Source organism: Chryseobacterium daeguense DSM 19388 (assembly GCF_000430825.1).
Classification (GTDB): Bacteria; Bacteroidota; Bacteroidia; order Flavobacteriales; family Weeksellaceae; genus Chryseobacterium; species Chryseobacterium daeguense.
This window is the reverse complement of the sequence record NZ_AUMT01000008.1, coordinates 64,592-79,596: the sequence shown is the minus strand read 5'-3', so window position 1 is coordinate 79,596 and position 15,005 is coordinate 64,592. Positions and strand designations below refer to the sequence as shown.

The window sequence follows — 15,005 nt, the reverse complement described above, 5'->3', positions numbered from 1 at the left end:
AATAAATGGATACACTCGTAAAACCGGTCATTGCAAAAGAACTGCTGGAATCTCTTGAGGCAAAAATCCAGGAAGAGCAGCAGGTGATTGTGCATTGCTGTTTCCCAGCATCACCTTTTTTAGGAAACCTTATAAGGATCTGGCATTCAACTTATCTTTTTGACAATAATTCTGATCATAAAAGCAAGCTGATTCATGCGGAAAACATTACCATTTTCCCAAATTGGACTGTTGTTCCTTTTATGCAGGACTTCTGGTTTACCTTAGTTTTTTCGGGGCTTCCGAAAGACTGTAAAAGCTTTGATTTAAAAGAAATTATCCCTGAAGAAGGCGGCTTTTTCGTGGAATCCATCAAAAGAAATTCATCAGATGTTTACCGGGTGAAAATTTCGGAATCGTTTAATTAGTTTTTAATCACAGATGACACAGATTTACACAGATGATTATGATTACTATTTTAAAATAAATCTGTGGTAAATATCAAGCAAATTGATTCTGTTTAATTAAATTCTCAATACAATATTCAGTAATCGCAACAATAGTTACAAAAGGATTTACACCTATAGTTCCGGGAATCAGAGAGCCATCCAGCACAAAAAGATGGTCATGGTTTTTAAGCTTGCCGAATTCATTCGTTGCTTCTCCAAGAACGCATCCGCCCAAAGGATGGTAACAGATATTAGCTCCAAATCCGTTTTTAAATAAAAGATGTGATCGTGTTCCGCCATTCGCCTTATTCATTTTTTTAATGAAATAATCGGCATTTTCTCTCATTTTTCGGGTATGACTTTCATCCCAGTCAAGCTCCAGCCGGCCATTGCTGTAGGAAACGGAACCTTTTTTGTCTACTCTGTTAATTTGAAGATACAATGCCGTCGCCACATCCATTCCCATCGGAAGTGGTGCAATTTCTGTGAAAAATGGATGTTCCGGATCATCCCAATTATCAATGCCGCCCACCGGAATTGTAGATTGTTTTGTCCCGGTACCTCCGGCGAGAGGATTTACCCAGTTTCTGCCGGTCATAAAATTGCCGTTATTACCCCAGTTTTTACCGATATTTTCATTCAGAGGAAAATTATTGACCGCATTGGATTTCATCAGCAATTGTAAAGTGCCCATGGTTCCGGCTGCCAGAATCAGTTTTTTGCAGTTGAAAACTTTGTCATTGATTGTGTTTCCTGCAGTATCGATCTGGCGGACATTGAGGGTATAACTTTTATCAGCATTTAGTTTAATATCATCCACCGCATGCAGATCAAGGATTTCAAGATTTCCGGTTTCCAATGCTTTTTGCAGATAGGTTTTATCGAGGCTGTTTTTTCCGTGGTTATTTCCATAAATTACTTCATTGTTAAGGGCAGAGCGGGGCACTTCATTATTGTACTCCTTTTCCATATAATTGAAATCGTACACATTCGGAACCCTCATCGTTTTAAAGCCAGCCTTATGAGCTTCTTTTTCACCAATAACGGTAAATTTATAGTATGGGCATTCCTGTATGAATTCTTCACGGATAACGTTTACTTTAAGCTCTTTTCGGGCTCTTGGAAAATAAATCTGGTAAAATTTTTCAGAATTAAGCTGGGGGAAAACTTCTTTAAAGTAACTTTCTTTCGGTGTTACAGCCATTCCACCGTTCACCAGGGAACCGCCGCCAACACCTCTTCCTACCCAGATATTGATGTGTTCAAAATCCAGCCGGTCCAGCACTCCGGTAAAGGGTTTTATAGAAAAAATGTTCAGAAAAGGAGCTATGGTTTTCTTTTTCAGCCATGCAGCACTTTTACCGGGTTTCAGTAAGCTGGAATAAGGAAGCCCTGATTTACCCCAGTTCAGGCCCATTTCAAGCATTAATACTTTTTTTCCGGCTTCACAAAGCCTGAGCGCGGCAACAGCGCCGCCATATCCTGAACCGATAATAATGATCGGGCTGTTAGTTTCTTTAATGCTGATTTTACGTTGTTGGCTTGCCTGCAGTACACCGGAATTCAAAAAATAAAAACCTCCTACTGCAAAAAAACCAGATTTTATAAACTCTTTTCTAGTCATTTCTGTATTTTGTGAATTTTGTTCAAAAAATATGCTATAAAACACGGTTTTAAAGAATTTTAATCATATTGTGAATGTTTTAAGTTTTGTAATCTTTTGTTTTAAATTTTTAGATAATAAATTATTTAATTTGAATGAGAAAAGAGAATTTTGTTTAATGAATGTATGCTTTTTGTAACTGTTTTTTAATATAAATAAAATTAAAAATCCTTAGCTTTAACTTTATTTTGATACATCCATGAACAAGTATATTGTAATACTGATATTTCTACCGCTATTTACCTTCGCTCAAAAAAGCATGTCCAAAGAAATATTGGAGGTGAAAAAGTTTCAGAAAGAGCTGAACGACGAGTATTTTAATCCTAAAGAAACACCGTTAAGTAAAGATAATTTTACCAATTTCAAAGGTCATCCTTTCTTCCCGGTTGATTTAAAATACAGGGTTACAGCAAAATTTACCAAAACGAAAAATCCGCAGCCATTTGATCTTCCTACTTCTTCCGGCAAAACAAAATCTTACAGAGAATATGGTAAAGCCAGTTTTACATTAGACGGAAAATCATATACTTTAACATTATATCAGAGCTTGGACTTAATAAAACAAACAAAATATAAAGATTATTTATTCCTCCCGTTTCGTGATGCAACAAACGGAAAAGAAACCTACGGCGGCGGAAAATATATGGACCTTACGATTCCAAAGGGAAATACCATCATTCTTGACTTCAATACATCTTACCAGCCGTATTGCGCTTATAATGCTTATGATTACAATTGCCCGATTGTTCCCGAAGAAAACAAGGTTCCTGTAGAAATCCGGGCCGGAGTTATGTATGAAGATATTTATCATCATTAATTTATGGTTACATTACAGTTTTTTACAGAAGAACATTTTCCTGATCTTAATTATCAATTGGATGAAATCCAGCTGCAGTATACTTCAAGCGCAGAAATGGCCTTGCAGAGAATTAAAGAAAGAAATGACGGAAAAGCATTTCCCATTACAATTTTATATGAAGAAAAACCTGTAGGATTTTTTGTGCTGGACTTCGGGGAAGATAAATTCGATCTTACGGATAATCCCAATTCTACACTTTTAAGATCGCTGTCAGTGAATCCCAAAATGCAGGGAAAAGGTATCGGCAGGGAAGCTATGCTACAAATTGATGATTTCACAAAAAAGAATTTCGGGAGTTGTGACGAAATCGTCCTGGCTGTTAATCAAAATAATATTTCTGCTTACGAATTATATATAAAAGTCGGTTATCATTACGATGGAAAATCCAGAATCGGTAGGAGCGGCCCTCAATATTTAATGTACAAAAAACTTTAAGAAATTTTTAATTGCAAATTTTTATGTTTGGCGTGATACTTTCTGCTATCTTTAAGTAACATCAAATAATAAAATATGGAAATCTCACTTCAAAATCAGATTGCTGTAATTACAGGAGCCTCCAGCGGAATAGGTTCGGGAATCGCAAAATCACTGGCCTCGGCCGGAGCCACGGTCATCGTCAATCACTCATCAGAAAAATCTGCGGATGAAGCAGAAGCAGTTTTAAAAGAAATTACCGACGCCGGCGGAAAAGGAATCACTTATCAATGTGATGTTTCAAAGGAAGATCAGGTGGTGAAGATGTTTCAGGACACCATTTCTCAGTTTGGAACAGTGGATATTCTGGTCAATAATGCCGGAATCCAGAGGGACGCAAAATTTACGAAAATGACTCTCGATCAATGGAATGCCGTTATAGGAGTCAATCTTACAGGCCAGTTTCTCTGCGCAAGAGAAGCGATTAAAGAATTTCTTCGCCGTGGTGTAGACCCTTCCCGCTCCGTTGCCTGCGGAAAAATCATTCATATAAGTTCTGTTCATGAAGTAATTCCCTGGGCGGGACATGCCAATTACGCGGCGAGCAAAGGCGCCATCAGGATGCTGATGCAGACTTTAGCTCAGGAATATGGTGCAGACAAAATCCGTGTCAATTCCATCTGCCCGGGAGCTATTCAAACTCCCATTAATAAGGATGCGTGGAGCATCCCGGAAGCTTTAAATTCATTATTAAACTTAATTCCGTATAACAGAATCGGCCAGCCGCAGGATATCGGAAATCTTGCTGTATTTTTGGCAAGTGATGTATCAGATTACATTACAGGTGCCAGCATTTTTGTGGATGGCGGAATGACCACTTTCGAAAGTTTTTCCACGGGAGGATAATTTTTGGCGCACATTTCCGGCTTTCACTACTCGCTTTTTTGTGCCTTTGCATTTTCCGGAGCGTACAAAAAGAGCTCAGACAGGCCGTTCAATCCGGGGCGCAGGCAGTCGAACCAGAAATAGCAGCCGTTTGAAAGGCAATTGTGAATGGTGAATTTGTTTCACTGTCAATTAAAAAAATAACCGTTTTAGTTTGTCATTTTGCCGAATGAAGAATCTCAAATAACCTAAATAATAAAGATTCTTCATTCCACTTTGTTTCATTCAGAATGACAAAGGGATGGAAGTTAAAACAATATATTTTTAATCATTTATCCACCTGTCAATCATCATTTATAAATAACATGAAAGAAAAAGAAAGATTATCAGAAGTCACCTGGAAAAAATGGGGACCCTACGTCAGCAATCGGGAATGGGGGCTGGTTCGTGAAGATTACAGCGAAAACGGAGACGCCTGGAACTACACTACCCACGATACCGCCGAAGCAAAAACCTTCCGCTGGGGAGAAGAAGGAATATGCGGAATTTGTGATGATTTTCAGAAGCTTGTTTTTTCCATAGGATTTTGGAATAAGAAAGATAACATGGTGAAAGAAAGATTCTTTGGCCTTACAAACGGACAGGGAAATCACGGTGAAGATGTAAAAGAATATTTTTATTATCTGGATTCCACTCCTACGCATTCTTACATGAAAATGCTGTACAAATACCCTCAAAATGCCTTTCCTTACGAAGATTTAATACAAAAAAATGCAGAAAGAGGTAAAGAAGATGCCGAGTACGAACTCATTGATACCGGGATTTTTGACCAAAATGAATATTTCGATCTGTTTATAGAATATGCCAAGGCAGATCAGGAGGATATTCTGGTAAGGCTTACGGTGGTAAACAAGGCAGACAAAGAAGCTCCTTTGGTTATTCTTCCTTCGGCCTGGTTCAGAAATACCTGGGCTTGGGGGTATGACGATTATAAACCTCAGATGAATTCTGAAGAATCTGAATCAATACAAGTCCATCACAGAGATCTTAATATCAAAAATATTTATGCAAAGCAGGCGGCAAAAGTTTTGTTTTGTGACAATGAAACCAATAATGAACGGCTCTACCAATGCCCGAGAAAATCAAAATACTGTAAAGACGGGATTAATGATTTTGTAATTCATGGGAATTCCCAAGCCGTGAATCCAAAAGACTTCGGTACAAAAGCAGCATTCCTAATTGACGAAAAATTTAAACCAAAAGAAACTAAAATTTTTGAATTCCGGCTTTCTGATAAAGATTTAAAACATCCTTTTGAAGATTTTAATGAAATTTTTGAATCAAGAAAAACGGAAGCGGATGAATTTTATGCGGACATCCAGTGCGGAATAAAAACAGACGATGAAAAACTGGTTCAGCGTCAGGCTTTTGCAGGAATGCTTTGGAACAAAATGTTCTATCATTACAATGTAGAAAGGTGGCTGAAGGGTGATCCCTCACAGATAGCACCCTCAAAATCACGTGAAAAAATCAGGAATTCTGAATGGAAGCACCTCAATAATGAACATATCATTTCCATGCCCGACAAGTGGGAATATCCATGGTATGCGACCTGGGACCTTGCTTTTCATACGATAAGTTTTTCATTAATAGATCCGGATTTTGCAAAGCATCAGTTGAAGCTATTTCTTTTCGAATGGTATATGCACCCGAATGGCCAGCTTCCCGCCTACGAATGGAATTTCAGTGATGTAAATCCTCCGGTTCATGCATGGGCCGTGTTCAGGGTCTTTAAAATTGATGAATATTTAAAAGGAAAACCGGATATAGAATTTCTGGAAAGTGCTTTCCAAAAACTGTTGATGAATTTCACCTGGTGGGTAAACAAGAAAGACAGCAATGGAAATAATATTTTTGAAGGAGGATTTTTAGGACTGGATAATATTGGTGTTTTTGACAGGAATGCAGAGCTTCCGAATGGTGAACACCTTGAGCAGTCCGATGGGACCAGCTGGATGGCCATGTTTGCTTTAAATATGATGAGAATTGCCCTGGAACTTGCCCTCTATAACAGTATTTATGAAGAAATGGCAATGAAATTCTTCGAGCATTTCCTTTCCATTGCAAACTCACTTGATAATATGGGTGATGAATGTTTCAGCCTTTGGGATGAAGAAGATGAATTCTTCTATGACGCCCTTGCTTCGAGCGACGGAAATCATATGTATTTGAGGATGAGGACTATTGTTGGATTGATTCCGATGTTTGCCGTTGAGGTAATTGATGATGAAATGATAGAAAATCTCCCGAATTTTAAAAAAAGAATGCAGTGGATTCTGGAAAACAAGCCGGAATTGGCAGCACTGGTTTCACATTGGGAAGTTAAAGGCCAGGATTCCAAGCATTTATTATCTCTTTTAAGAGGTCACAGATTGAAAAGGCTGCTTCACAGAATGCTGAATCCGGATGAGTTTTTAAGCGAATTCGGGGTTCGTGCTTTATCGAAAGAATATGAAAAAAATCCTTTTAATATTCAATTGAATGAAACAGATTACACGGTAAAATATGCTCCTGCAGAAAGTGACAGCGCACTTTTCGGTGGGAACAGCAACTGGCGCGGGCCGATTTGGTTTCCGGTTAATTTTTTAATTATCGAAAGCCTACAGCGTTTCTTTTTTTATTACAGCCCGGATTTTTTGGTGGAATATCCTACAGGAAGCGGGAACTTCATGAATCTGGATGAGATTGCAGATGCATTGAGCAAAAGACTATCAAAAATATTTTTAAAGGATGAAAATGGAAACCGTCCGGTAAATAATCAATACCCAAGATTTCAGACCGATCCTGATTTTAAAGATTATATTTTATTTTATGAATATTTTCATGGCGACAACGGTCGTGGAGTAGGGGCATCACATCAAACAGGCTGGACAGGCTTAATCGCAAAAATTCTTATGCCGAGATTTTCAAAAAAAGAAATGGCTGAATCAGAAACAGAGATGCCGGATGAGCGAAATGATTTAAGCGAAAAGCAAAATAGCAAAAAAACCTAAAACTGCTTATTGAAATTTAAAAGGCAAAGAGCAATTTTGTCTTTTCGCTTAAAATTTACTCAAATATCTGCTGGATCACTTCCAAAGAATTAGGGATTTTAAAATCGGTCATGTGATAATGACAGTATACAAGAAGGCTGTCTAAAAAATCTTTTCTAAAAGTGGAATGAATCTTTATCTGGTAAGGATTTTCGGAATAGAGAATACTTTTCCAGATGGCCGAAATCTCCTGATTGAACAGCTGATGCGTCATACTCTGTGAAAAAACGCCTGTTTCGGGATCAAGAAAATTTCCGGTGTTCAATAGGGGTGCAACACCCTGAATCTTTAAAATTTTAATTAAAAATATAAAATGTGACTGGTAGTTCTGATTTTCCAGCTCATCAATAAACTCTTCCAGGCAGAAAAAAATACTTTGGTTTTTATTTTCGTGCCTCAGGTTTTGGTTTAAAAAATCTGAAATAAAAAAAACAACAGTATTGCATTTGATATCCATATAAATATCATTACTTTTCACCATCTCAAATTTTGAAATGGTGTGTATTCCGTTGCCCTTTAATGGATTTAAAGAAAAATTTAATTTACTTAAAGGCAGAAGCAGGGCTTTTTTCTTATTTCTTTTGGCGTAAATTCCCTTTAAAAAATAAGACTGAAAGCCGTCTTCCTCCGTAAAACAATGCAATACTGCATCATTTTCGCCGTACTTTATGTATGATAATAAAAATCCGTTTTGTGAATTCATTAATTAACCACAGCTATCTTTGCGGTAGCTTTATCTGAGCCATCTTCGTTGGTCATTAATACAAAATAAATCCCTGAAGCTACTCTTTTTCCTCTTTGATTGTTAAGATCCCATTCATAATATCCTCCTCTTGCCACTGCAGAATGTACTACATTTCCGGTAACATCCGCAATTCTGATGTTAGTAACTTCCGCTAATCCTTTAATGGTCACTTTTCCTTTAAAATTAGAAGTTACAACAGGGTTAGGATATACTAACACATTCCCGAAGCCTGAACCTACCTCTGCGACATCACCCTGATATGTTACAATTCCGTCATAGGATGCGAAATATACTTTACCCGTTTTCCTGTCAACTTTAATATCCGTGATACTGTTGGTAGGTAACGGGGAATTTTCTTTTGTAAAATGTTTAATCGTCTGTTGCCCGTCTGGCGATAAATAATAAACACCGCCACCATCTACTGAAACCCATTTATGATCTCCTCCATCCACTTCTATCTGAAGGATTTGAGAATCTCTGAAAAGTTCTTCACCCAGCCCGTTTTGTTCAATAATTATAGGTTCTACCGTAGCACTTGTGGGGTTCTTAATCGCTGAAACGGCATTGGGTAAAATTCTCAGACCAATATCTCCGCCAATCCACGCGTCTCCGGATTTGTCAATAGCCACAGAGATGGATCCTCCTGAATTGGAAGCAAAGCCATTGGACTGGTTGAGAATATATTCTGTATCATCTGAAGTGTTAATCGTTTTTTTGTAATCGTATGCCAAGAAGCTGTTAACTCTCGGAATTGGCATCCACATCAAACCTTCATAATAAACTGCTTTCTGAGCCCCGCCATTAGAGATAGTTGTATTTTTAATAAGAAAATCATCAGTCGCTCTGTCATAAGCTCCAACGGAAGTAAGAGGTCCCTGAGCTGATCCTTGGCCGGAAAATGCAATGGTTGCTATTAAATTATTAGCATCATCAAATGTAAGACCTACGGGACGTCTTGTATAAAAATCCGAAGTTCCTAAGTCATAATTTTTAGTAAATGTAAAATCTTTACTTCCAGAATTATACTTCATTTTATAAATACCACGCCCGGTAGAATTATTATAATTGGTAAAGAAAATATCATCAGGATTTGCCGGATCTGAAACCACATCTAGGATATTAAACCTTGTTGTATTACCAATAAAATACGATGGGTATATCCATTCCCCTCCGTTGAAATAATAAAACCCTGGATTTTTAGCATTGAAAAGGGGCGTATTGAATCGGTTTTCTCTTCCTCCACTTGAAACCAATATCTGATTTTCACCATAAAGGCTTAGCTTATATGCATAATTAAAATATGGACCATCCGGCTTAAAAGTATTATTTGACTCGTTTTTTATCCCTGATAATACGGTACCGCCGTAAACACTGCTTCCTACTGTGGTTGCCGTATTGCATTCTTCTCCGAAAGATACTGTATTGCTAAAGTTACCATTGGTATTAAAGGTAAATACTCTGTTTACATCTGTTACAATGATGTTATTAGTATTCACAACTACATCTTTGGCATTGGTAAAGGATTGTGCAAGTGCCACCGGTGTACCTCCGTTATAAACATAAGCTGTTGTAGGGGAAGAAAAACTCAAAACACTTTCAGAATCTATATGATTGAATGAACCTGCCATTTCTGTAGTCCATGTGGTGAAAACCGGGAAAGTGGTGTTCATCTCATGGCTTTTTAGTCCTGTACTTGTTACGGAAAATACTTTATTTCCGAAGATGGTAGCTTCATTGCTTGCCTGGTAAACGCCACCCGTCAGGAAAAATGCAGAGTCTTTAAATTCTTTCTTTTTTAAATCAAAAATAGATACACCATAACCCACTGAAATTACAGCCAGATCTCCCGTAATAGAAATATGATTGATTCTCTTACTTCCATTATATCCCGTAGCGATGGGGATATCCACTACATAGGTAATTCCGTCCGGAGAAATCACATCCAAAGAACCATTCTGATAACCGATAAGGCCAATTTTATTCTGGGGATTATAGTCAAAAGCAGAAATTCTTACCTCATGCAAGCCGTTTGCTTTGGACAGCTTGGTAATTTCACCTGAAGATATCGTGTAATAAAATACCCCGTTTTCTGCGGCTGCGATAATTTTACCATTATCTTCCTTCATGGCAAGAACGTTATTATAAGAAAAAAGGTCTGCCCATTTTTTTGAAGAAATGTTCTGTGCATTTACAAATTGCAGGGATGCCAAAATACCAAGGGAAAGTAGAGAAAGTTTTTTCATGCTTATGCTATTATGCTGCTGTCAATTGCCTGATTGTTCCAGGAAATATGTTGTACGTTTTTATTTGAATCAAAGAAAAAATCTATCCTGCCTAAAAGAAGACCGGCCCATCCAACCTGGTTTACCAGAACACTCTTACCTTGTCTGTTGGTATATTTTTGTGGTTCGGGTAAAAAAGTATGGGTATGGCCTCCAAGAATAATATCAATATTTTCTGTTTTGGCGGCTAAGATTTTATCACTTACTTTATTGGGTTCGTCTTTATAATCATAGCCAATGTGCGAAAGGCAGATCACAAGATCACATTTTTGCTCGTTTTTAAGGAAATTGGAATAATGCTGAGCCACATCTACCGGGTCAGAATATACTGTTTCTCCGTATTGTTTTTTTCCAACCAATCCATCCAATTGAATTCCCACACCGAAAATTCCCACTTTGATTCCGTTTTTATTGAAAATCTTATATGGAGAAGTTTTTCCGTCCAGAATTGTATTTTTAAAGTCATAATTCGAACAGATAAATGGAAACTTTGCATTAGGCAAAACCTTTAAAAATCCGTCCAGTCCGTTATCAAAATCATGATTTCCCATTGTGGAAGCGTCGTACTTCATCATTGACATTAGCTTAAACTCCAGCTCGCCTCCGAAAAAGTTAAAATAAGGAGTTCCTTGGAAAATATCTCCGGAATCAAGAAGCAAAACATTGGATTCCTGATTTCTGATCTGCTGAATTAAGCTTGCCCTTCTTGCAAAACCTCCCTGATTGGGATTTTTGGTATAGCTTGTATCAAAAGGCTCGATTCTGCTGTGCTGGTCGTTGGTATGAAGAATGGTAAGTTTGTTTGCGGATTTCAGATCAAAGATTTTCAATTCTTCCGCCATCATCATATTGGGAGCCATAGCCATAGCTAAAGTTCCGCCTCCTATTGCCTTTAAAAACTTTTTTCTATCCATTATTTCTTACCGATAAAATTTAAACGAACATCTGTTTTGGCCGTCACTTCAGGATTTTTCTTAAAATAATCAATAAAAAGATCTCTTAATTTTATTCCTGTAGAAATAGCTTCCCCTTTTGCGAAAAATTTCATATTGTCTCCGCCCAAAGCCAGATAATCAGACGTAGCGATATAATAATCCTGTGTGGGATCTACTGCTTTTCCGTTGATTAAAGTTTTCGTCAGTTGTCCATTATTAGTTTCAATGTATAAATGGGAAACGGGATTGTTCACCTGAGTTTTTGCATAATAATCAAAAAGCCCCTGCAGATCTGTTCCTTTCATTTTTACAATAATCACTTCATTTTCGAAAGGCATTACTTCAAAAACGCTTTTCAGCATAATATCTCCTTTCCCGATCGTTGTACGGATTCCCCCGATATTGATCAGGGCGGCATCTACATTTTTTTTAAGGTTGATTTTTGCCCATTCATTTGCTCCATCAAAAGTATAGTCGGCTAAAAGATTGCCCAGATTGTTGTTATCTCCCTGTTTGGTAAGGTCTACGCTGGTATGGGAAATCTTCTGATTCATTTCCTTATCCAGTTTTTGCTTATAAGGTTCAATAACTTTTACAAACTCCTCATCATTCGTAAGTTCGTTATTAACAGAAATATTCTTCTGGGTCTGTATATTCGCTACCTGCAGCGGAGATGCCGTCTTGCAAGCGGAAAATATTGCCAGGGAAATTCCTAATAATAAGAATTTATTTTTCATAATATCTTTTAGTATATGCAAATATAATTATATGTATAATAAAACATTATTATTTATTACAAATTCTTATAGTAAATTATTAAATTTGGGGAAAATAATTTTAACAGATGAGCATTTTAAAAGGAGTAGGTGTAGCTTTGGTAACACCCTTTAATGAAGATTTATCCGTTGATTTCGACAGTTTAACAAAACTTGTGGAATACAATATTGAAAACGGAACCAATTATTTAGTTGTTTTGGGAACTACGGCGGAAGCTGCAACGCTTTCTGCTGAGGAGAAGAAACAGGTGGTAGATCATATCATTAAGGTGAACAGTAAACGCTTGCCTTTGGTGTTGGGAATTGGCGGAAATAATACGCTTGATGTTAAAAAACAGATAGAAGAAACAGATTTATCAGCATTTGAAGCAGTACTTTCTGTATCTCCATATTATAATAAACCTAATCAGGAAGGGCTTTATCAGCATTATAAAGCATTGGCTTCCACCGGTAAAAATATCATTATTTATAACGTTCCTTCGAGAACAGGGCAAAATATTGAAGCGGAAACTACTTTACGTTTGGCAAAAGAATTCCCGAATTTATTTTTGATTAAAGAAGCGGCCCCTAACATTCTTCAGTATTTTGATATCCTGAGAAAAAAGCCGGAAGGTTTTAATCTGGTTTCGGGAGATGATGAATATACTCTTCCTGTAACACTGGCAGGCGGGAATGGCGTAATTTCTGTAATAGCACAGGCTTATCCGAAAGAATTTTCTACGATGGTTCAGTTGGCTTTTGACAGAAAAGTAGATGAAGCTTATGAAATTCACAATAAATTAGTGGAAATTACAAGACTTATTTTTGCAGAAGGAAATCCTTGCGGAATCAAGGTTATTTTAGCAGAAAAAGGAATTATTAAAAACTATTTGAGGCTTCCTCTGGTTGCAGCTTCAGAAGGTTTGCATGCAAAAATAAAAGCTGAAATGGCGAATATTTAAAAGTGATTATCAGTTTGCTTTATGGTGAATTGTAAATTTACAGTAACATTTTAGAGTTACAATAAACATATTAAGGTGAAAGGTTCAAAACTTTCACCTTTTTTATTTGAGATGGCAGTGAAAGGCCACTCATTCCTTAATTTTAATTTATAAAATTTTTTAAATAATGAAATTTATAGAAGCTACAGAAAAAGATGTTCCTTTGATTCAGGATCTCGCTAGAAGATCATGGGAAAAGGCTTATACAGGAATTATTTCAGATGAGCAAATAGAATATATGCTTACAAACATGTATTCCCAGCAGGAGATTAAAAACCAACTTGAAAACTCTAAATACCATTATTACTTAATTTTTGATGATACAGCGGACTCTTACGATGGCTTTATGGGGTATGAGCATGATTATGAAAAAGATACGACAAAGCTTCACAGAATTTACCTCGTTCCTGAAAGCAAAGGAAAAGGTGCAGGAAAAGCAGCTTTGGAGTTTTTGAAAGTAAAGGTGACAGATTTTGGTAATAAAAGAATTATTCTAAACGTAAACAAAGAAAATATTGCGAAAGATTTTTATAAATCACAGGGTTTCAGTGTATATGATGAGGTTGTATTAGATATTGGAGATGGTTTTGTAATGGACGATTATCTTATGGAGTTTTTAATTCACAAACAAATGAATTAAAATTCTATAATTTTTGATTATAATTCTATAAATAGTGATGTGTTTTTTTTGTACATCTTTGCATCAAAACCAAATCACTCATAAAAATACATTCATATGCTTGGTTTAAGCTTTTTTTAGCTTTTTATCGGTATATTTTTTTCATCCTTAGTGTTTAAAATTCCTGTATGCTTATACAGGAGTTTTTTTATTGAATTAATTCTATCTTTTTATTTCACTTTTAAATGAAATAAGCATTATATTTACCATTGAATTTATACACTATATCAGGATGAAAATGTATGTAAAATTTAATTTCAATGCTCTTTGCCAGAAAGTGTTGGATGATAAACTTAAAGAGCACGGTCTGAAGTACCGTCTGCTGAATTTCGGGGAAGTGGAATTTTATGAATCATTTACCCAGGAACAGCATAAGATTTTTAAGGAGAATCTTGAGGACTACGGCATTGAGATTATTGAAAACCATAAAACGGCTTTAGTTCAAAAAATTAAGGATGCTATTTCAGATCTTGTATTTTCCCATGAAGCCATACCGGTAAAAGCCTCAATCTACATCTCAGAAAGACTGAATCACAGCTATGGATACCTGTCTAATCTCTTTTCTGAGTTTACACACACCTCAATAGAAAACTTTATCATTCTTCAGAAGATAGAATATGCTAAGAGTTTGATTATCAATAAAAAGCTGAACCTTACTGAAATTGCTCACAGGCTGAATTATTCCAGTGTGGCCCATCTCAGCAGCCAGTTTAAAAATACTACGGGAATTACACCCTCACAATTTCAAAAAATTATTGCAAGGAAACGAAAAGTTCAAAGTGCAATTAAGGCCGGAATGCAGTATGACTAAAGAGTATCTTAATGTGGTTGTGATAGATCGTGATGAAAGCAATGCGGTTTTGTTTAAAAAAATATTTAAAGAAGTAAGGGTAGCAAACAAGCTTCAGATACAAAATAGCTATAAAGATTTCATAAATAGTATGAATAGAGCTGAAGCTGTGGTTCATGAAATTTTATTCATTGATTTTGAAAATTCAGATGAAAATATTTTTGATTGTCTGGAAGGTATCAGAGCAGATTCCCGTTTCGATAATATGATTATTGCTGTATTTTCCCGACAGATTACTACTGCGGACGAAGAAGAATTATTTGTAAAAGGAGCTAATATTTTAATGGAAATAATTGATAATGATGATGATATGAAGAAATCTGTCAATGAAATTATGACGGTCAACTGGCAATATCATACATCAGGATTAAATAAAAATAATTTTATCATGAAAGTGTGAAAAAAATTCACTTATTT

At 36.4% G+C, this 15,005-nt stretch carries 14 protein-coding genes; 9 read left to right on the top strand and 5 right to left on the bottom strand.

What is annotated here, in order from left to right; translation table 11 throughout:
- Nucleotides 1-5 precede the first annotated feature (5 nt).
- On the top strand, nt 6-407 hold the full coding sequence (locus tag H560_RS0110715) for a hypothetical protein (protein ID WP_027380045.1): 402 nt from the start codon (nt 6-8) through the stop codon (nt 405-407).
- Between the two features lie 73 nt (nt 408-480).
- Here H560_RS0110715 and H560_RS0110710 read toward each other — a convergent pair whose 3' ends face one another.
- Nucleotides 481-2,052, bottom strand: a complete 1,572-nt coding sequence (locus H560_RS0110710; protein ID WP_027380044.1) for a GMC family oxidoreductase N-terminal domain-containing protein — start codon at nt 2,050-2,052, stop codon at nt 481-483.
- A 298-nt stretch (nt 2,053-2,350) separates the two neighbouring features.
- Between H560_RS0110710 and H560_RS0110705 the strand changes: the two genes are divergently transcribed.
- The 4 genes from H560_RS0110705 (at nt 2,351) to H560_RS0110690 (ending at nt 7,302) form a co-directional block, all read left to right on the top strand.
- Nucleotides 2,351-2,908, top strand: a complete 558-nt coding sequence (locus tag H560_RS0110705; RefSeq protein ID WP_228372459.1) for a DUF1684 domain-containing protein — start codon at nt 2,351-2,353, stop codon at nt 2,906-2,908.
- A 3-nt stretch (nt 2,909-2,911) separates the two neighbouring features.
- Nucleotides 2,912-3,385 carry a GNAT family N-acetyltransferase gene (locus H560_RS0110700; RefSeq protein ID WP_027380042.1) on the top strand — a complete coding sequence of 158 codons (474 nt, stop codon included), beginning with the start codon at nt 2,912-2,914 and terminating at the stop codon, nt 3,383-3,385.
- 75 nt (nt 3,386-3,460) lie between these two features.
- The gene (locus tag H560_RS0110695; RefSeq protein WP_027380041.1) at nt 3,461-4,270 is read left to right on the top strand and encodes a glucose 1-dehydrogenase; all 810 of its coding nucleotides are present in this window, start codon (nt 3,461-3,463) and stop codon (nt 4,268-4,270) included.
- Between the two features lie 344 nt (nt 4,271-4,614).
- The gene (locus H560_RS0110690) at nt 4,615-7,302 is read left to right on the top strand and encodes an MGH1-like glycoside hydrolase domain-containing protein (RefSeq protein ID WP_027380040.1); all 2,688 of its coding nucleotides are present in this window, start codon (nt 4,615-4,617) and stop codon (nt 7,300-7,302) included.
- A gap of 55 nt (nt 7,303-7,357) precedes the next feature.
- On the opposite strand, the gene recO is transcribed toward H560_RS0110690, so the two are convergent.
- The 4 genes from recO to H560_RS0110670 are packed head-to-tail and all read right to left on the bottom strand — an operon-like array spanning nt 7,358 to nt 12,040.
- Nucleotides 7,358-8,044: a DNA repair protein RecO gene (recO, locus tag H560_RS0110685; RefSeq protein WP_027380039.1), complete on the bottom strand. Its 687-nt coding sequence runs from the start codon at nt 8,042-8,044 to the stop codon at nt 7,358-7,360.
- The gene (gene porZ, locus H560_RS0110680) at nt 8,044-10,329 is read right to left on the bottom strand and encodes a type IX secretion system anionic LPS delivery protein PorZ (protein WP_027380038.1); all 2,286 of its coding nucleotides are present in this window, start codon (nt 10,327-10,329) and stop codon (nt 8,044-8,046) included. The genes recO and porZ overlap by 1 nt, the downstream gene beginning before the upstream one ends.
- Nucleotides 10,330-10,331: 2 nt before the next feature.
- Nucleotides 10,332-11,282, bottom strand: coding sequence for a bifunctional metallophosphatase/5'-nucleotidase (locus tag H560_RS0110675; RefSeq protein ID WP_027380037.1), 951 nt, complete (start codon nt 11,280-11,282; stop codon nt 10,332-10,334).
- The gene (locus H560_RS0110670; protein WP_027380036.1) at nt 11,282-12,040 is read right to left on the bottom strand and encodes a 5'-nucleotidase C-terminal domain-containing protein; all 759 of its coding nucleotides are present in this window, start codon (nt 12,038-12,040) and stop codon (nt 11,282-11,284) included. Before H560_RS0110670 ends, H560_RS0110675 begins: the two co-directional genes overlap by 1 nt.
- 107 nt (nt 12,041-12,147) lie before the next feature.
- Here H560_RS0110670 and dapA point away from each other — a divergent pair, with 107 nt between their 5' ends.
- The 4 genes from dapA (at nt 12,148) to H560_RS0110650 (ending at nt 14,988) form a co-directional block, all read left to right on the top strand.
- Nucleotides 12,148-13,020 (top strand): 4-hydroxy-tetrahydrodipicolinate synthase, encoded by an 873-nt coding sequence (gene dapA / locus H560_RS0110665; protein WP_027380035.1) that lies wholly within the window; start codon nt 12,148-12,150, stop codon nt 13,018-13,020.
- Nucleotides 13,021-13,186: 166 nt separating this feature from the next.
- Nucleotides 13,187-13,699: a GNAT family N-acetyltransferase gene (locus H560_RS0110660; RefSeq protein WP_027380034.1), complete on the top strand. Its 513-nt coding sequence runs from the start codon at nt 13,187-13,189 to the stop codon at nt 13,697-13,699.
- Between the two features lie 271 nt (nt 13,700-13,970).
- A complete protein-coding gene (locus H560_RS0110655) occupies nt 13,971-14,549 on the top strand; it encodes a helix-turn-helix domain-containing protein (protein WP_027380033.1) in 579 nt (192 codons plus the stop codon).
- Nucleotides 14,542-14,988: a hypothetical protein gene (locus tag H560_RS0110650; protein ID WP_027380032.1), complete on the top strand. Its 447-nt coding sequence runs from the start codon at nt 14,542-14,544 to the stop codon at nt 14,986-14,988. The genes H560_RS0110655 and H560_RS0110650 overlap by 8 nt, the downstream gene beginning before the upstream one ends.
- Nucleotides 14,989-15,005: the final 17 nt, after the last annotated feature.